This is a genomic window from Jeotgalibacillus soli (genome assembly GCF_000829435.1).
GTDB lineage: Bacteria > Bacillota > Bacilli > Bacillales > Jeotgalibacillaceae > Jeotgalibacillus > Jeotgalibacillus soli.
The window spans coordinates 1-17,268 of the sequence record NZ_JXRP01000016.1 but is presented as its reverse complement, the minus strand read 5'-3'; the positions used below and the strand labels follow the sequence as shown (position 1 = coordinate 17,268).

At 37.9% G+C, this 17,268-nt stretch carries 14 protein-coding genes, 10 tRNA genes and 2 pseudogenes; 5 read left to right on the top strand and 21 right to left on the bottom strand.

Going from position 1 to position 17,268, the window contains the following annotated elements; translation table 11 throughout:
• Positions 1-3: 3 nt before the first annotated feature.
• The 5 genes from KP78_RS08675 to queG form a co-directional block, all read right to left on the bottom strand.
• A complete protein-coding gene (locus KP78_RS08675; protein WP_041088124.1) occupies positions 4-678 on the bottom strand; it encodes a response regulator transcription factor in 675 nt (224 codons plus the stop codon).
• Between the two features lie 386 nt (positions 679-1,064).
• Positions 1,065-1,814 (bottom strand): oxygen-insensitive NADPH nitroreductase, encoded by a 750-nt coding sequence (nfsA, locus tag KP78_RS08670; protein ID WP_041088122.1) that lies wholly within the window; start codon positions 1,812-1,814, stop codon positions 1,065-1,067.
• 124 nt (positions 1,815-1,938) lie between these two features.
• Complete coding sequence (gene trmL, locus KP78_RS08665) at positions 1,939-2,412, bottom strand: tRNA (uridine(34)/cytosine(34)/5-carboxymethylaminomethyluridine(34)-2'-O)-methyltransferase TrmL (protein WP_041088121.1); 474 nt, start codon at positions 2,410-2,412, stop codon at positions 1,939-1,941.
• Positions 2,413-2,489: 77 nt separating this feature from the next.
• Positions 2,490-2,963: an amidase domain-containing protein gene (locus tag KP78_RS08660; protein WP_041088119.1), complete on the bottom strand. Its 474-nt coding sequence runs from the start codon at positions 2,961-2,963 to the stop codon at positions 2,490-2,492.
• Positions 2,964-3,018: 55 nt separating this feature from the next.
• Positions 3,019-4,146, bottom strand: a complete 1,128-nt coding sequence (gene queG / locus KP78_RS08655) for a tRNA epoxyqueuosine(34) reductase QueG (RefSeq protein WP_041088118.1) — start codon at positions 4,144-4,146, stop codon at positions 3,019-3,021.
• Between the two features lie 98 nt (positions 4,147-4,244).
• Here queG and KP78_RS08650 point away from each other — a divergent pair, with 98 nt between their 5' ends.
• Positions 4,245-4,919 (top strand): B3/B4 domain-containing protein, encoded by a 675-nt coding sequence (locus KP78_RS08650; RefSeq protein ID WP_041088116.1) that lies wholly within the window; start codon positions 4,245-4,247, stop codon positions 4,917-4,919.
• A 97-nt stretch (positions 4,920-5,016) separates the two neighbouring features.
• Here the strand turns inward: KP78_RS08650 and KP78_RS08645 are convergent.
• The 3 genes from KP78_RS08645 to KP78_RS08640 form a co-directional block, all read right to left on the bottom strand.
• A tRNA-Gly gene (locus KP78_RS08645) sits at positions 5,017-5,090 on the bottom strand.
• Positions 5,091-5,411: 321 nt separating this feature from the next.
• Positions 5,412-5,561 carry a hypothetical protein gene (locus KP78_RS20035; RefSeq protein ID WP_157841476.1) on the bottom strand — a complete coding sequence of 50 codons (150 nt, stop codon included), beginning with the start codon at positions 5,559-5,561 and terminating at the stop codon, positions 5,412-5,414.
• A complete protein-coding gene (locus tag KP78_RS08640) occupies positions 5,558-5,800 on the bottom strand; it encodes a hypothetical protein (RefSeq protein ID WP_041088115.1) in 243 nt (80 codons plus the stop codon). Before KP78_RS08640 ends, KP78_RS20035 begins: the two co-directional genes overlap by 4 nt.
• Before the next feature lie 400 nt (positions 5,801-6,200).
• On the opposite strand from KP78_RS08640, the gene KP78_RS20030 reads away from it, so the two are divergent.
• The 3 genes and pseudogenes from KP78_RS20030 to KP78_RS08625 all read left to right on the top strand — a co-directional run bounded on the left by KP78_RS20030 (position 6,201) and on the right by KP78_RS08625 (position 9,462).
• Positions 6,201-7,205 (top strand): hypothetical protein, encoded by a 1,005-nt coding sequence (locus KP78_RS20030; protein ID WP_052474723.1) that lies wholly within the window; start codon positions 6,201-6,203, stop codon positions 7,203-7,205.
• 186 nt (positions 7,206-7,391) lie between these two features.
• Positions 7,392-8,762: pseudogene (locus KP78_RS08630) on the top strand (arsenic transporter).
• Positions 8,763-8,775: 13 nt separating this feature from the next.
• Positions 8,776-9,462: a hypothetical protein gene (locus KP78_RS08625; RefSeq protein WP_041088113.1), complete on the top strand. Its 687-nt coding sequence runs from the start codon at positions 8,776-8,778 to the stop codon at positions 9,460-9,462.
• Between the two features lie 413 nt (positions 9,463-9,875).
• Here the strand turns inward: KP78_RS08625 and KP78_RS08620 are convergent, their stop codons facing one another.
• The 4 genes from KP78_RS08620 to KP78_RS08610 form a co-directional block, all read right to left on the bottom strand.
• Positions 9,876-11,321 (bottom strand): sodium:solute symporter family protein, encoded by a 1,446-nt coding sequence (locus tag KP78_RS08620; protein ID WP_041088111.1) that lies wholly within the window; start codon positions 11,319-11,321, stop codon positions 9,876-9,878.
• Positions 11,322-11,564: 243 nt separating this feature from the next.
• On the bottom strand, positions 11,565-11,705 hold the full coding sequence (locus tag KP78_RS20025) for a hypothetical protein (protein WP_157841475.1): 141 nt from the start codon (positions 11,703-11,705) through the stop codon (positions 11,565-11,567).
• A 229-nt stretch (positions 11,706-11,934) separates the two neighbouring features.
• On the bottom strand, positions 11,935-13,053 hold the full coding sequence (locus KP78_RS18620; RefSeq protein ID WP_052474722.1) for a CapA family protein: 1,119 nt from the start codon (positions 13,051-13,053) through the stop codon (positions 11,935-11,937).
• Positions 13,054-13,089: 36 nt separating this feature from the next.
• The gene (locus KP78_RS08610) at positions 13,090-14,451 is read right to left on the bottom strand and encodes an amidase (RefSeq protein WP_052474721.1); all 1,362 of its coding nucleotides are present in this window, start codon (positions 14,449-14,451) and stop codon (positions 13,090-13,092) included.
• A 903-nt stretch (positions 14,452-15,354) separates the two neighbouring features.
• Between KP78_RS08610 and istA the strand changes: the two are divergent.
• Positions 15,355-16,206: pseudogene (gene istA, locus KP78_RS08605) on the top strand (IS21 family transposase); the annotation flags it as partial.
• Between the two features lie 242 nt (positions 16,207-16,448).
• On the opposite strand, the gene KP78_RS08600 reads toward istA, so the two are convergent.
• The 9 genes from KP78_RS08600 to KP78_RS08560 form a co-directional block, all read right to left on the bottom strand.
• Positions 16,449-16,530 (bottom strand) — tRNA-Leu (locus KP78_RS08600).
• Positions 16,531-16,576: 46 nt separating this feature from the next.
• Positions 16,577-16,650, bottom strand: a tRNA-Cys gene (locus KP78_RS08595).
• 16 nt (positions 16,651-16,666) lie between these two features.
• A tRNA-Gly gene (locus KP78_RS08590) sits at positions 16,667-16,741 on the bottom strand.
• Between the two features lie 4 nt (positions 16,742-16,745).
• Positions 16,746-16,817 (bottom strand) — tRNA-Gln (locus KP78_RS08585).
• 20 nt (positions 16,818-16,837) lie between these two features.
• A tRNA-His gene (locus KP78_RS08580) sits at positions 16,838-16,913 on the bottom strand.
• A 16-nt stretch (positions 16,914-16,929) separates the two neighbouring features.
• Positions 16,930-17,003 (bottom strand) — tRNA-Trp (locus tag KP78_RS08575).
• An 8-nt stretch (positions 17,004-17,011) separates the two neighbouring features.
• Positions 17,012-17,095 (bottom strand) — tRNA-Tyr (locus tag KP78_RS08570).
• Between the two features lie 16 nt (positions 17,096-17,111).
• Positions 17,112-17,187: transfer RNA gene (locus KP78_RS08565), tRNA-Thr, on the bottom strand.
• Between the two features lie 4 nt (positions 17,188-17,191).
• Positions 17,192-17,267, bottom strand: a tRNA-Val gene (locus KP78_RS08560).
• Position 17,268 lies beyond the last annotated feature (1 nt).

The window sequence follows — 17,268 nt, the reverse complement described above, 5'->3', positions numbered from 1 at the left end:
CTCCTACACCTCAAATTTATATCCGATTCCCCATACCGTTTTAATGAGTTCCCCATGTTTTTTCAACTTTATTCTAAGTGTTTTTATATGCGTATCAACTGTTCTTTCTGTTCCACTGTATTCTGCCCCCCAAACGGATTCCATCAAACGATTTCTTGACAACACTGTATTTTCACACTGAATCAATAAGGAAAGAATGTTTAATTCCTTTAATGTAAGCGATATTTCCTCTTGATCAAGAAACGTTCGATGCGCGTTTAAATCTAACCTAATTGGGCCGGCTTTTATTATATTTTTCTTATGATTAAGAGGAAAGGCTCTTCTAAGGACCGTTTCAATTCGAGCTAAAAGCTCACCTGAATGAAAGGGTTTCACGATATAATCATCAGCACCCATCTTTAGTCCTTTTATTTTATCCCATTCTTCCCCCTTCGCAGATAAAAAAATAATCGGAATATCGTCTTTCTGCTTTAATTCTTTTGTAAAGGCATACCCATCCATAAACGGCATCATAACATCTAATAAAATAAGATCGAATGATTTGGCAGAAACCAGGTTAAGTGCATCAATCCCATTTGGAGCTTCTGAAACACGATACCCCTCTTTTTCAAGAAAAGACCTTATTAACATTCTCATTGGTGCTTCGTCATCGACGACTAAAATACTACGGCCTGTCATGTCATTTCCTCGTTTCATCCAGCTATTTCGATCATTTTATCATAACAAAAAATTGTGAAATAAGTGTGGTTTCTCCTGTAATCAATTTATGAATGTTACTGTATTCTTTTTTTCAACTTTTCCCCTATTCGCCTTCGCTTCATCATTTCTCCACATTATCGTAACGAGAAAGATTCACTTCTTAAAGCGTTTCCGTTATACTTTAAATAAGTGAATTAATTATCACTATGACAAGGGGGGCAATCCATATGGGTACAGTTTTAATTCTGGGTGTTTGTGTTGCATTCCTAGCAGCAATTTTTGCAGCTGGCTACGACGATAAGCCAGGCACATCAAAAGATTAATGATTACCAAAAAAGCTGCCAAGCACTGGCAGCTTTTTTATATTACAATCGATTTAATTTTTTCTTTTCAACAAAATCTTTCATATATAAACGGCTCTTTTTCTCGAGCATTGATGCCATTTGCTCCGTCCATTTATCCTTACGTGCACCATTCGTCCGGTTTTCGTAATAGCTTGAAATGTCAGCGTCATATTGTTCAAGCTGATTTTTGTTCCATTCTACATCATGCTTGTAAGTATTTTCATGGTAAATGGCCGATACAGGAAGCCGCGGTTTTGCAGATGACGTTTGATCTGGTACTCCGACTGTTAATCCAAACAACGGTACAACATAATCAGGTGTCTCAAGAATTTCACTAACTTCTTCTAATGAATTACGGATCCCTCCTATGTAACAAATCCCTAATCCCATTGATTCGGCTGCTAGTGCAGCATTTTGTGCTGCAAGCGCAGCGTCAATAATGGTCACCATAAATTTCTCTGTACTTTCAATGGATGGGAGAACATCTACATCCTGAAATTCCCCAAGCAGTGAATGGCGATATAAATCTGCACAAAAAACAAAAAAATGACCGGTGTTTGCTACATAACTTTGTCCGCCTGCAAACTTAGCGAGCTGTTCTTTTTTCTCTTGATCTGTTACCCCTATAATCGAATAGGCCTGTATAAAGCTTGAGGTTGAAGCTGCTTGAGCTGCTTTAACAATCGTGTGTATTTGTTCTTCTGTTAACGGCTGGTCCTTAAATTTACGGATCGAGCGGTGATTCAGTATAGTTTCAATCGTCGTATTCAATGAGTATCTCTCCTTCAAACTACTTATAATGGTTAATAAGTTAAAGTGTATCGAATATTTGATAAAAAAGAAAATGGTACACACGAAAAAACACGATAATCAATGAAGATTATCGTGCCCTTTATTACTTCAGCCCTGGATACCCCTGCTGACGAAGTGCTTCATAAACAAGAATAGCTGCTGTATTTGATAAATTTAAGGATCTGACGTTATCGTTCATCGGGACACGAAGTGCTTTATCCTTATTATTTTCAATCACATCTTTCGGAAGCCCTGTCGTTTCTCTTCCAAAAATAAAGTAGTAATTTTTTTCTTCCGAACGATAGTCAAAATCAGAATGAGGAATTTGCCCATGCTTCGTTAAGTAAAAAAACTCTCCACCCTCATTTTTTTCAAAGAATTCATCTAGTGAGTCATAATAGATAATTTCAACAAAGTTCCAATAATCAAGTCCTGCTCTCTTCAGCATCTTATCATCAGTAGAGAACCCAAGCGGACGGATTAAATGAAGCGTTGTTCCAGTTGCTGCACAGGTACGTGCAATATTTCCCGTATTTGCGGGTATTTCAGGCTGATACAATACAATATGATTTCCCAACTTATTCACCTCAAGACAATTATCTCTTCTACTATACCATTGTGAAACGCTTCACGCCTATACTATTCAACGTTTCATTAAGGCTTTATCGAATAAAAAAAATACTGAGTGGACAATGTATACGCTGCAGAGTCTTTGTAGCGCCAATCTCTAGCCCGGCTGTTATTTGTATGAGCGTTAACGAGCGGCGTACCGTCTGAACGGATTTTTGTGACAATTACCGTATGATTCACTCGCCCGTCTCCTTCAAAATCATAGCAAATAACGTCGCCAAGCTGAAGATCAGAAGCATATTGCTTTCTTGTGGCTCGATTACCGCTATCTAAATACCACCGTAATGCGTTTGCTACCGACCAGCTATAGCTCCATGTTCCCCCTTGCAACCACCAGCCCCTTGAACGATTCGGATAGCCTGTCATCCTCCATCCACCGGCAAACAGGCACTGGGAGATGTAATTTGTACAATCCACTTCAAATTTCGGATAGGCAGGGTTGTAACTATTCCACCAACGCTCAGCATATGAGACAGCTTTTTCCGGGTTATATGCCATTTGAGACACCTCCACATTCATCCTACGACGAACAGGAGACATACATGAAAAATTACTAAAAAAATGCTAAACCCTTTTTAATCTCTTCCAGTACTTCCTCGTCTTTCTCATGCCGATGCTGGACGATCAAAGCATCAGAGGCTTCAGCTCCACCGATTTTTCCAATTGCCCATGCAGCCGTGCCTCTTATGACCGGCCTTACATCATTTTTCATAATATCAATTAGTGTTGGTACAGCACTCTCTTCTTTAAAATGTGCCAATGCAATGATGGCATTGCGCTGGATTGGCTTCTTCCCTCTCCACGAACCTGATACATGACCAAACGTTTCATTAAACTCCTTATTGCTCATTGTTAAGAGTGGTTCTAATAAAGGCTTGGCTATTTCACCGTCCGGCTCCATTTCCAGATGAAAGTGAAAATCCTTTCCTTTATTCTTGGGGCAAACGGTTTGGCAAGTATCACAGCCATATATACGGTTCCCCAGTTTTTCGCGATACTGATCAGGCAAAAAGCCTTTCGTTTGTGTTAAAAAGGCGATGCATTTTTGTGAATTCAACTGTCCTCCCTGGACAAGCGCTCCGGTAGGACATGCGTCCACACATTTATTACACGATCCGCATTGGTCTTCCATTGGTTCATCCGGTTCAAATGGCAGATTTGAAATCATCTCGCCCAAATACACATACGAGCCGAATTCCGGCGTGATAACAGCACAGTTTTTAGCGCTCCAGCCAATCCCGGCCCGTTCAGCTACCGCTCGATCGGAGAGTTCCCCTGTGTCGACCATGGATTTAAAACGAGCTTCAGGTACTCGCTCTTTAATAAAGGCTTCTAGCCTGGTCAATCGGTCACGAAGGACGGTATGGTAATCAGTCCCCCACGAAGCACGTGCAAAGATCCCTCTTCTTGCCCCCTTCACGCTCCTTGGCGCATCCTTCATTTTCGATGGATAGGCTAAAGCAATCGATATAATCGAACGGGGGTGGTCAAAAATGAGAGAAGGATCTATTCGCTTATTGATGTCCTTCTCCTCAAAGCCTGACTGGTACCCAAGCTGTTCCTGACGGATGAGGTGATTTTTTAATTCAGTAAATAAATTAGCAGTTGTAAAACCAATCTTATCAATACCAAGTGACTTACTGTGATCAATGATTTCCTGCTTTAAAGTCGTATAATCCATCAGGTTCTCCTCCCTTCTATCATTTTAAGTTTCAAGCATTATGGGAATGTATTTTCTATGATAAACTATGATCAGATTAATAAAGGAGCTGATTTCACATGGAGATTACAATCCATCCATTTCTACAACAAACAGAAATCCCGCTCTCCTTCGGCGTGATCCACTATAGTAATATTGAAGTAGGTGATTCACCGCAAATGATTAAAGGCCGATTGCAACTGTTTCAAGAATCGATCTTTTTTGAGCTTCAGGATAAAAGCGTAACCGAGTTTGAAGGAATCCATGAATGGCGATCAATATTCAAATCGCTTGGCAAGGATCCGAACCGTTACCGTCACAGCGCAGAAGCACTTTATCGCCGTATAAAAAAACAAAATTATTTAGATAGCATACATTCTGCCATCGACCTTAATAATTTCTTTTCCCTTGAATATCAATCTCCAATTGGTCTTTATGATGCTTCAAAAATTCAAGGGAATATCGAGATTCGCCTTGGAGAGTCACAGGAAACGTATGATGGGCTGAACGGGCGCTCTAACTCCTTGGAAAGCCTTCTTGTATCTGCTGATGATATCGGTCCATTTGGCAGTCCTTTTGTTGACTCTGTGCGTACGGCAGTGACAGTGAATACACACGAAGCAATCCAAATCATCTATTTACGACCATCTTTACCATTAATAGAACAGCAAAAACTAACGAGGTCCTTAATGGACATGTTTATCCAAGTTCACGGTGGAATTGGCGACTTTTCCATTCTTTCAACCAAATCTTAACAAACCAGCGAGTGTTTCAGAATACTCGTTTTTTTCATACAAAGAAAAAACGCAATGCTTCGTTTATACAACGAAACACTGCGTTGGCTATGTATTGTGGAGCGGGTGATGAGAATCGAACTCACGACATCAGCTTGGAAGGCTGAGGTTTTACCATTAAACTACACCCGCATCAGCAACATAAATAAATTTATCATTTCTTTAACAAATCGTCAACACTTTACGACAAAAAAATTAATAAATAGGCATTTTTCAATTATACTTATGAGCTTATTAATCTCTTGTTTCCAATAATTTTTTCCACGATCACTCGTCCAACAGTTAATCAATCTCTTCTTTTTAGCATAATCTAATCACAATTTCAATAAGCTTTTAATCAACTTTCTCTTCATTCAAAGGTTGTTGAAAAAAATCATTTTCTTTGCACCGGAATGATCTTTTTACTAGTATCAAGTACTTTAAGTTTAGAGGCTAGCGGATAAAAAATAACCCCTACCGCGCAAGCCTCTGCCTTAATTGGACCTCTTTTTCTACTGATTGGTTACTCGCTCCATCCAGCGCTTTTTCCAACGCAAGCTTTATATCATCAGTAGAATAACCTTCCGATTTCAGTTGCTGGATTGCTTCTTCTAGAACATTCACACTGCTGCCTCCCTAGCTCCAGCGTATTTAGTCTTGAACTTCTTCCCGTTACTCATGACGTAATCAAAGTCTTCAACCGATTTGATCCGTCTGTTGCCATCAATAACCTGTACAGGCGGATCCCATAAAAAATCACCCGTATATACGTAAATGCTCGACGAACCTTTGCTTGCTATATAATCAAGACCATTATCCCCTGACCAAAACACCTGTAAGTTATCCGACCATTCTACGTACATACTAACGCCTCCCAATTTATTCTAGTAACCGGCAGCAACAGCATATATATATTTTATCTAATAAATCTCACTCTTTATTTACCACTCAGACATTATCGAACGTTTGTTCTTATTTTATATTGATTTACCATGAATTGCAAGTATAATAAGAGAAATTTTTTTCATTTATTAAAACGGAATCCCTATTGTCTATTCTCCCCAACTTTTATTGCTATCAATTATCGACTTGATTTTGTCCGATAAAACGGAGAGTGGCTTTTTAAAAATGAATCAATCATCCAAACACTTTAATCAGCAACTGACATATAAATAACAGTATAAATTCACTAAAAGTATAAAGGGGTTATCTGCACATTTTCACTTCATGATACTTAAAGGGAATTAGAAAGGGGAAGAACACATGAAAAAGAAATATTTAGAACCTTTGACGGGGAAAGTTGTTCAAATTTATAAGGGTGGACCAGAATCTAGTGTTGGAAAAATAATAGCCGTTTCCGAAGACTATCTCGTTCTGCAAAAAGAAGACAACGAAATCATTTACTACTGTCTCCATCACATAAAAAGCATTTGTGAAAACTCACAGATTCGTTTTAGTGCCTTATTAAATTCTGAAAACGATTCAACACATGCCAATACTTTTAATGAATTAATTTCCACTCTAAAGGATGAAACTATTCAGATCGATCGAGGCGGACCAGAATCCATAAAAGGAAAACTGATAGATGTTAAAAATGATTTCTTAATTCTTCAGACTGGAGATGAAGGATTAATTTTCTATAACACTCAGCATATTAAAAGCTTAAGTACATTCAACATGGAAGTGACCGAAAGTGAAAGTAGTAACGAAGCTGGGGAAGATGGGGAACAAGTTCAAGAACAAGGAGTCAATACTCAGTTATCTGAGCTAATGATCGTGCTAGATCATGTTTCTGCTGATAAACTTTATGATTTGTTTAAGAACATTAATTACTCATGGATAAAATTAAATCGAAAAGGTCCAGAAAGCTTTGAAGGGTTATTGGTTGAAAGCAATGAGGATCATTTATTAGTTGCTGTTAACAATGAGTTAATAAGAGTACCTATTCAGCACTTGAAAAATTTCAGCATTAATCTTGTTAAGGATGACCAAGAATCAAACAAAGACAAAGACAAAGACAAAGACAAAGACAAAGACAAAGACAAAGACAAAGACAAAGACAAAGACAAAGACAAAGACAAAGACAAAGACAAAGACAAAGACAAAGACAAAGACAAAGACAAAGACAAAGACAAAGACAAGGACAAAGACAAAGACAAGGACAAAGACAAGGACAAGGACAAAGACAAAGACAAGAATAAAAATAAAGACAAGAAAAACGATAATAAATCCAAAAAGAACATTATTTCATACTATGATCAAGACTAAGGAACACTTTTTGTTGTTAAAAAATTCCTTGTGAAGGGAGGTAGGAAATGATTATTTTTTCATTCATTATGTTCTCAAGTTTATATTTTTATAAATTGTTAACACCCTCCATGAAAGAAATGGAATTGACAGTTAAACATCATGAAAAAAATTTATTAGATTTCCGAGATAATGGGGTAAAATCAAATGTCTGATATTCTAGTCACCTATACATTTTTGATATTTGCTTTAACGACTTTGTTTATCATGTGGAGACCTCAAGGAATTAACGAAGCAATTCCAGCAATTAGCGGAGCAATACTACTTTTTATAGGTGGTGTTGTTCCTGTTAGTGATATTTTCACAGTACTTACGATTGTAAGCGGTCCTTCCGTTACAATCATTTCAACCATTATTATGTGTATCGTCTTGGAGACAATCGGTGTTTTTAGGTGGGCAGCTTATAATATCGTCAACAAAGCCAATGGATCTGGAATCAAATTATTTGTCTATACAATGATACTTTGTTTTTTAATGACCATTTTCTTTAACAATGATGGCAGCATTCTCATCACTACCCCAATTATTATCCATGTTGTCACCATGCTGAACTAAAAACCCCGTCAAAAGCTTCCCTACTTGTTTACGGGAGTTTTTATTGCCACCTCCTCCAGTTTACCAATTGGGGTAAGTAATATCGCTAATTTAATTGGTTTAGAAATGGTAGGTTTAGATTTAATCTCATATACTAACCTAGCCTTTGTTCCCTCCATGGTCGGCATATCTACTCTGAGCTTGCTGCTGTACATGCTTTTTAGAAAAGATCTCCCTCAAAAAATACTCTCTTTTAAAGATCATTCAATCGAACTTCTTAACTCCAGACCACCTCAAGGACCTAAAGAACACCCTTTATCGATGGAATCTAGCTTTAATAGACATATTGACTGGACCTTATTCAAAATTTGTATTTTCATCGTTATATTAATCAGAGGAAGTTACTTTATTCTTTCTCCACTGGGCGTAAACATCGAATGGATTGCGATTGCTGGAGCCGTCATTTTGATCACGATTAGATGGTTTAAAATGGGAATTGGCGTCATCGATATTTTAAAGAAAGCCCCGTGGCATATTCTTGTTTTTGCCTTTGGAATGTATGTCACAGTTTACGCTTTAAACAATACTGGAATTACAGCGGTCATCATTCAATGGCTAGAAGATCCAATGAAGGATAATTTAATGCACGCTAGTTTTATCGCTGGGCTTCTTATTAGTTTTTTATCAAATATAATGAATAATTTACCGGCAGTCATGCTTGGAACGATCATGATTACCGATATGGGATTGGATTTACAGACGCTGCAAGTATCCTATATATCCATCATTATTGGAAGCGATATCGGCTCCCTTCTATCTCCGATGGGAACACTTGCAACATTGCTCTGGATGTTTGTAATAAAGAAAAACGGGATTCAAATTTCCTGGTCTCAATATTTTAAAGTTGCATTATTAGTCATCCCGATCACATTACTCATTACGTTAATATCGCTTAATTTATGGGTTTCTCTGATTTTATATTAAAGGGGGGGAATAAATGACTAACCTCAGTCAGCTAACAGGAACGATTATTGAAATTGAATTGTCATCAAAAAAATCCATAACAGGGAAACTCATTGAATCCGGTACAGATATACTCGTCATCTATGATGGAAAACAATATTACTATATCCCCTTCACACATATACAGTTTATAAAGCAAAGTCAATCTGTCTCCACGGAAACGAATTATCAAAAATCTAATCAAGCACCTATTAATAAAGATATTAAAACGATTTCATTTGGACAAATATTAAACAATGCAAAAGGATTATTTGTAGATATCTATATCACCGGCCATCAATCATTATATGGATATATAACAAACATCCTCAATGATTACCTTGTTTTATATTCCCCAGTCTATAAAAACATGTTAATCCCTCTTAGCCATCTTAAATGGTTAATACCCTACCACATGAGTCAAACACCGTATTCCTTAGATAAACCAATAATTTCTAAGACCATGGAAAACGAAATGTTTGCTGACACATTCGAAGACCAGCTAAAAAAACACATAGGCAGCCTTGTCATTTTCGACCTCGGAGAAGACGCAAAAAAAATTGGCAAGCTACAGGATTTGATTCTTCCTATTGTTGAGTTAATTACCGGAAGTGGTGAAACTCTTTATTGGAATCTTAACCATTTAAAATCGGTCCAAATTGTTGCGAAGGACATAAAGTAAAAAGTAAATCTCCTTTTTAAAATAATGAAGAAAATGGATCACTGCTTCTTTAAATGTGTCAGATGATAAATTCGTATTTTATTCTAATCCAATGAAAAATTGGATATAAATGCAATTGTTATTCAACTTAATTTTTGATAAAATCATATTAGGCTTAAGAAGTCGTTCGTCCCAGAGTGCAAGTCAGTCTGAGATGGGCGGCTTCTTTTTTTATAAATTAAGCCTATGTCCCGCAAAATTTCCATCCTCCTTCTAATTTGCTGTACTGTTAAATACACTTACGTATTCTCCGAGTACCAACAATCGTTCCTACGCCGATGTTCTTTCTGTCTATAGTAGCCTCGCAAGATTATCTTTTCTAAAAACAAAAGGAGGCTGACACTATTGCTCAGCCTCCTTTTGTTCTATTATTCTTATCCCGCAATTGTTTTATCTTCTATGGTTTCATCTTTAAAAAATGGTTGCAGCGCTTCTTTAGAAACAGGTTTTGTCAAAAGACTTACGATGATCATCCCAAAAAGACTAACTGGTAAACTAATATAAACGGCTTCAATTCCGAATGGATTCCCTAAGTAGAGCCATATAATTGCAGAACCTATCCCGCCAACCATAGAGGTAATGGCCCCAGCAGTAGTCGCACGTTTCCAATAAAGGCCTAGCAAGGTGGCTACTGCAAAGGAAGATCCGATTAAAGCAGCTGCATTTATCCAAATTTGTTGAATGAGCGGAAGAGGATTTAGAGCAAAAGGGATTGGCAAAATTCCCATTACTAATACGACAATTCGCGTGATTTTTAATTGATGTTTATCTGAGAGGTTCTTTTTCATAACCACTTTCATAATGTCATGAGAAATTCCACTCCCAAGCATTAACAATACGGCACTGACTGTAGATTGAATTGCCGCTAGAATAGCAGCAATTAGTAATCCCCCCAGGACTGGAGGCAATAGATCCACTGCAATCGTCGAACTGGCAAGATCCGGAGATGTCAAATCAGGATAAATAACCCTTGCGCTTACTCCTAGTATGGCAATAGAGACGGCAATAATCGCTTGAAAAATAAATGACACTCCGACCGCACGTCGTATCGTCTTATTATCTTTTATTGAATAGAAGCGAATCGCTATTATAGGATAACCAAGCATCATAATGAAAAATGAAATGGCTACTGCTGTTAATACAGATGAAGGCATTCCATTTGCTATAAGACTTGGATCAATGGAAGCTAGATTTTCATTTAACGCACTAAAACCGCCTGCATGAGATACGACAAATGGTACAGCGATCGCAAACCCAATTGTGAACACCAGCATTTGCAAAAGATCCGTATAGGCAATCGCAAATAGTCCACCTATAACTGTATAAGTAATAAATACAGCTGCTATGATTAAAACACCTACTGTAATGGGAATGTTAAAAACAATATTTAATAAATAAGAGCCACCAACCAATTCGGCCACAATGGTCATCCCAAAACATACCATCATAATTAATACTGCAATCACTCGAATCGCATTACTCTCGAATCGTGTTCCTAGAAGATCAGGAATGGTTAAAGCTTTAGTAGAATTGAAAAAAGCTTTCATTTTTGGAGCAATGAAAAGAGCCATGATCATCCAAGAGCCCCATATAGCTAACCATATCCATGCGAAATTATACCCAACTTGGTAATGGAAACCAACCGAACCTATGGCAGTACCTGCACTCATTTGAGTGGCCGCCAGAGTAGCTCCGCCAACCCAAACCCCCAATTTCCCTCCGGCAGCGAGAAAATCTATTTCGTTTTGTATTCTAGTTTTCATATAGAAACCGATTGAAATTACGGAAAGCATATATAGGATAACTATGACTATGAGCATTATTTTTTCTCCTCTCGTTTAGTGATCACTTCTGTAATGATGAAATAACCACCAATAAATCCTGCCATAGACACCCATATCATCCAATTTGATAGCGATAACCCTAAGAATGTACTCATTTTATGCCCCCTATTTTTATGTCTCTTCACCATTGTTTGTGATTCAGAAAAAATTCCGGCAATAAGTTAGCTAGTTTGAAGCTACTCACAGTTTATCCTTTTTCGGCTTCCTTTCCACCAACTATCATCCAACAAAATCCTGATGAAGGAGAGGGTAGCTGTTTTCCTCGTCTGCTTTTTTCTTCACATGAACAACATAATGTGTAGAGACGATCTCTTGTTTAATAACTTCAAATTCTGGCAATTCTAGTAGCACGGAAAACACGTAAAAACCTCCTATTACTGTTTGTTGGCTAACTTACATTATTGCGAGGAAGTCTAAAGTGTTTTCCCATTTTACGTTAAATCACAAAAAGTGATGATGAATCATTTTTATAAAAAATAATTGAGCATAATCTATATATCTACTTGAATAAGCCTTGTTATAATTTATGGTGGCAGTACATCCTTCTTAATACAAAATATTACAAATATTTATATCATGTTTAAATTTCTTACTCTGTATTTTTCCAAACAACATGATTATCTTCGATGAATGTTCCTGCTCCGCGTTGGTTTGAAAAGTCATTCAATCGATTTGCTATCTCTAAAGCTAGCTCATTACTTGTTTCAACTGTTTCACCAATTGGATTTAATACTGCTGGTTGAATTTTCACCTTCTCTACTTTTAGCCTTCCATTAGCCGAAGTTAATTCAACATTTGCCAAACTAGTTTGACGGTTCTCCGGTTGACTTGGCGGGAAGTGAGCCATGGTCATGGAAGAAAGATCCAGTATCCCTTCTATATAATCGTAATGAGAGATGTAATTACCTAAGCTGTAAAGAACAGGTACTTCTTTATCATCTTTTCCTTTGAAAATCTCCATTCCATAAGGTGCGTGAGCGTGATGTCCAATAATTAAATCCACACCAACATCCGCCAATCGTTGGGCTACTACTGTCTGATACTCAGCAATCAATCCTTGAAACGGAGTACACCATTGAGGTGGTACTCCCCAATGAATCGCTACGATTACAAAATCTGCTACTTGATAAGCTTCTTGAATCGCTTCTTCTAATATTATTAAATCAGCTTCGTATGGTACCGTCTTCACCCACGGTGGTGTACCCGGTTGCTCATAGTCAATACTTGGCTCAATCTCATAGGAAGTCCTTACTCTTATTCCAGCTATACCCGGACGATTCTTTAACGCTTGAAACCCAGGAGGAAGAGTCGCAGAACAGGATAGAAAAGCAATTTTATGATTTTTGACATTCACGTATACTGGCTGAATGGCTTCATCAATATTGCGGCCGCCGCCTGCAAACTTTACACCTATATTTTTTAATTCATCACATGTTTGAAAGAGTCCCTCAGGCCCCCAATCCATGGTGTGATTATTTGCGAGTGCTACAACCGTTGGATTTAATTCTTTTATCCATTCTCCAGCTTCTATCGGTTGATATAATCGAGCCTGCTTTTCTGCAGGAGCACCAAAACTATCTGTCAATGGTGCTTCTAAATTTCCGATACGCACATCCGCAGAATCCCATACGGACCGAAATAATTCTTCTCCAGGTTTTTGCCATAATGTAATATCACCAACAGCAGCAAGCCGAATCGTTGATATCATATGTCCACCTCCAAAATTGATTCCAATGAACAATCTTTAAAACGTCGGTTTTGTAAATCCTCCAATGGCTACTTGAAAGGCATCTGCAACTCGATAAATCGTCGCTTCGTCATAATAACGCCCAATAAATTGAAGCCCTACAGGTAATCGATCAGCTGATGTTAAACCAGCGGAAACATTCAAGGCAGGATTTCCTGAAACGTTAAACGGGATTGTTCTTTGTGTAAAATCATAACTGGTATCCTCAAAAGATGGATCCGTTTCAGTTGCTGGACAAGGAGAAGTAGGACACACTAGCAGGTCCACATCGCTGAAAGTCGCGTTAACTTTATTTGCAAACTCCTTTTTCTTTTGTACTGCTTCTAAAAATTTAACCGCTGTGATATTAAATCCTTCTTTTACATTTAATAAAGTTCCTTTTGCATAATCATCAGCGTATTTGGGATACCATTCCTTATGATAATGGGAAGCTTCTGATAAAAGAATCGGAAAAGCTATTTCTAATGCTTTATCAACACCAGGAATATCAATGCTTACAACTTCCGCCCCTAAGTCAGAAAGTATTTTTAATGAAGACCCCACTACTTGACTTACTTCTGGATCAGTGATGGAATCAGTTAAGGAACGAATGACACCAATTTTTAATCCTTTAATAGATCCACTAAAAATTGATTCATAGTTTAAATCCTTATTTAAAAAAGGCTCCATGACAATCGCATTATCTCGAACGGTTCTTGTTAATGGTCCAATGTGATCCAATGAATCCGACAAAGGGAACAGCCCTTTACGTGATATCGTATCGTAAGTAGGCTTCAATCCCACAATTCCACAAAAAGATGCCGGCAACCGAATCGATCCTCCTGTATCTGTTCCAAAAGATGCAAAACCAATCCCAGCAGCAATGGATGATGCTGATCCATTACTAGACCCTCCAGCCGTTCTATTTATATCCCAGGGGTTATTACATTGACCATAATCAGGGTGCACAGAACCATAGGCAAACTCTAGCAAATTTGCTTTTCCAAATATGATGGCACCAGTTTGGTTTAGCGTTGTATAAAGGTCAGAATCCTCCTCTGGAATATAATCATTCAAGATACGGGAACCCATTGTCGTTTTAATACCTTTAGTCATAAAAATATCTTTGATTGAGACAGGAATTCCATGTAATTTGCCGACTGTTTCTCCTTTTACAAAAGAAGTTTCAGCTTCCTTTGCTTTTTTCAATGCATCTTCAGCCATTACGGTAATAAAGGCGTTTAGTTTAGGCTCAGAGTCATTTAAATGATCCAGTGTTGCTTCCATCACTTCAACGGGCGATAACTCTTTACTCCGATATAAACCCCCTATTTCTTCAATAGATTTGAATAAAATATCTTTATCATTTTTAATGACCATTTTAATTTCCTCCTTAAATACTTATTGCTTTGAACTTATATTGCTAATTCAAATAGACCGTCTACCATTGCACAAACGTATAGTTGAAATTAGACAAATCAAAATCAGTTATCATTTCATTGATAACAGGTCCCCCCTAATAAAATATATTGCAAGAAATGTGCCAAAAAATTTTAAAAACCTTTATATGAAATAAGGCCAAAAAAACGATGATTTGTTCTTAAGTTAGGGTATGATAGGTTTCTACTGTTACACCTACTCAATCCAAGCTTTAATTCGAAAACGCAGCTCATGTGAAAAGGCTGTTTTCCATTTCTTCCTGAACATGCATTTTGTATTTAAATCATACTTTGACTTTTTTCTTATCATCAAAGACATTCCCCTCTAGCTCTGCATTGAAAAATGTCCCCTATCAACAGCAATCACAACACAGAAAAACAAAAAACAGAGATGATGCAAACTAGTACAATTTCCCACCAATACTCCACGTAACATCTCCTGCTTACTAAAATTATTTTTTAGAATTAAAACTAGATCTAAACGTATTTCCTCATATTCATTTTGTTTACATATAATTACTAATTTAAGAACAAGAGGGTCGGTCACACTTACAGAAGCTGACATTGATCCAGCCCTAACGATTTCAACAAAACAGCGCAATGGATGAATAGTTTTTTTAGTAATAGTTACAATAGAAAATTTTTATTCACATACTCCAGCAGCAATATGATTTAGAATCCATAGCACATGATATTTTTAAGTGAATATGTATAAGAGGACAAATAAAAACGTTCCTTACATAGCGCAAAGTAGAAATGCTAATTTAAATATGTACAATATCGTTTGAATAAAGATATGTACAAAGTTGATAAATCCTTTCATGCTATTCTAGAGGTGAATGGTATGTATCTAGCGCTAAATGTTGAAACTAGTTTTGAGATTAAGAGTCTTACAGACTTGCCAAAATTTAAACAACTAATGGAGTATTTAAAAATGAAAATAAACAAAAGTAAATTAGCTGAGGAATTAGGCGTGGATCGTCGAACGGTTGACAAATATTTAAATGGATTTGTACCTAAAAGAAAGAGAAAGAAGCCATCTAAAATTGATCAGTATTGTAAGGTCATTGCGGCCCTGCTTTCTGAGGATTCCAAGCAAGTGTTTTATCACCGTCGTGTACTTTGCCAGTATTTAAAAAAGACAATCACGGGTTGGAGTGTTCCACCTCTGCTTTTCGTACATACATAGCACGCACACCAGAGTTTAAAACGTATTTTGAGGAAGAGAAACGGATTTCTAACCTACGGGTACTGTTCGTTTTGAAACATCACCTGGTAAACAAGCACAGTTAGATTGGAAGGAGGTATTCAGTATGAAACAAAAGATGGGGAAGTTGTAGAAGTGAATGTAGCCGTCTTACTCCTTCCCTGTTCAAGATTCCGTTCCTTTTGTTTAACCATCTCTAAATCGCAAAGTGTATTACTTTCTTTTTTTACAGAAGCATTTGAATCGCTTGGTGGTATCCCTACTGAAATTGTTATAGATAACATGAAGACCGTGATGGATGAGGCTCGAACAGAATACTCTTCTGGAAAAGTGAATGCAAAGTTCACACAGATCGCGAAGGATTTTGGATTTAAAGTGAGACCATACATAGCCGGACGCCCACGAACAAAAGGAAAGGTAGAAGCAACCATGAAACTATTAGATGAAATACGTGCCTCTCAAGGTCAATTGACCTTGGAAGAGCTTCATCTTACAAGCAAAAATATACATATTTGCGTTGACATATACAACTATGAATGCTCCCGTCAAAATCAACATTACTCAGAGGCGTAGAAACAAAGGGACTATATTTCCCCCAGACAGCCAAACATACTTTGATTGAAATAACCTTAATGACCATTTCAAGAAAATCACATTGAAGAGAACTAAAAAAAGTTCCTTACATAGTGTAAGGAACTTTTTTTCGATCGCATTGGCAAGCGATGAGTTGATACCGATGGCCGGGGTCGAACCGGCACTCCCGAAGGAACACGATTTTGAGTCGTGCGCGTCTGCCAATTCCGCCACATCGGCACGTCAAATGTCATCTAAGACATTTATTATTATATCATAAATTATATGGAGGCGGTAACCGGATTCGAACCGGTGGTAAAGGTTTTGCAGACCTCTGCCTTGCCACTTGGCTATACCGCCATAAATAAAAATAAAATGGAGCGGAAGACGAGATTCGAACTCGCGACCCCCACCTTGGCAAGGTGATGTTCTACCACTGAACTACTTCCGCAAAACTGGGCTAGCTGGATTCGAACCAACGCGTGACGGAGTCAAAGTCCGTTGCCTTACCGCTTGGCTATAGCCCATTAATTCTAATTTAAATAAATGGGGCGACCGATGGGAATCGAACCCACGAATGCCTGAACCACAATCAGGTGCGTTAACCACTTCGCCACGACCGCCATAATTCAAATTAATTGGCAGGGGCAGTAGGAATCGAACCCACACTGGAGGTTTTGGAGACCTCAGTTCTACCTTTAAACTATGCCCCTATGAAAATTGGTGGAGGGGGGCAGATTCGAACTGCCGAACCCGAAGGAGCGGATTTACAGTCCGCCGCGTTTAGCCACTTCGCTACCCCTCCATATTAAATTGAAGACTGGTGCCGGCAAGAGGACTTGAACCCCCAACCTACTGATTACAAGTCAGTTGCTCTACCAATTGAGCTACACCGGCAAGATGGTGGAGAATGACGGGCTCGAACCGCCGACCCTCTGCTTGTAAGGCAGATGCTCTCCCAGCTGAGCTAATTCTCCA

Bases quoted from the DNA above. Each gene is read 5' to 3' on its own strand.
- KP78_RS08640 (WP_041088115.1), bottom strand. From the start codon at position 5,800: ATGTACGTAGAATGGTCGGATAACTTACAGGTGTTTTGGTCAGGGGAT.
- KP78_RS08620 (WP_041088111.1), bottom strand. From the start codon at position 11,321: ATGCTCATAGTCATAGTTATCCTATATATGCTTTCCGTAATTTCAATC.
- KP78_RS08650 (WP_041088116.1), top strand. From the start codon at position 4,245: ATGGAGATTACAATCCATCCATTTCTACAACAAACAGAAATCCCGCTC.
- KP78_RS08625 (WP_041088113.1), top strand. From the start codon at position 8,776: ATGACTAACCTCAGTCAGCTAACAGGAACGATTATTGAAATTGAATTG.
- KP78_RS08675 (WP_041088124.1), bottom strand. From the start codon at position 678: ATGACAGGCCGTAGTATTTTAGTCGTCGATGACGAAGCACCAATGAGA.
- KP78_RS08610 (WP_052474721.1), bottom strand. From the start codon at position 14,451: ATGGTCATTAAAAATGATAAAGATATTTTATTCAAATCTATTGAAGAA.
- KP78_RS20030 (WP_052474723.1), top strand. From the start codon at position 6,201: ATGAAAAAGAAATATTTAGAACCTTTGACGGGGAAAGTTGTTCAAATT.
- KP78_RS08660 (WP_041088119.1), bottom strand. From the start codon at position 2,963: ATGGCATATAACCCGGAAAAAGCTGTCTCATATGCTGAGCGTTGGTGG.
- KP78_RS18620 (WP_052474722.1), bottom strand. From the start codon at position 13,053: ATGATATCAACGATTCGGCTTGCTGCTGTTGGTGATATTACATTATGG.
- queG (WP_041088118.1), bottom strand. From the start codon at position 4,146: ATGGATTATACGACTTTAAAGCAGGAAATCATTGATCACAGTAAGTCA.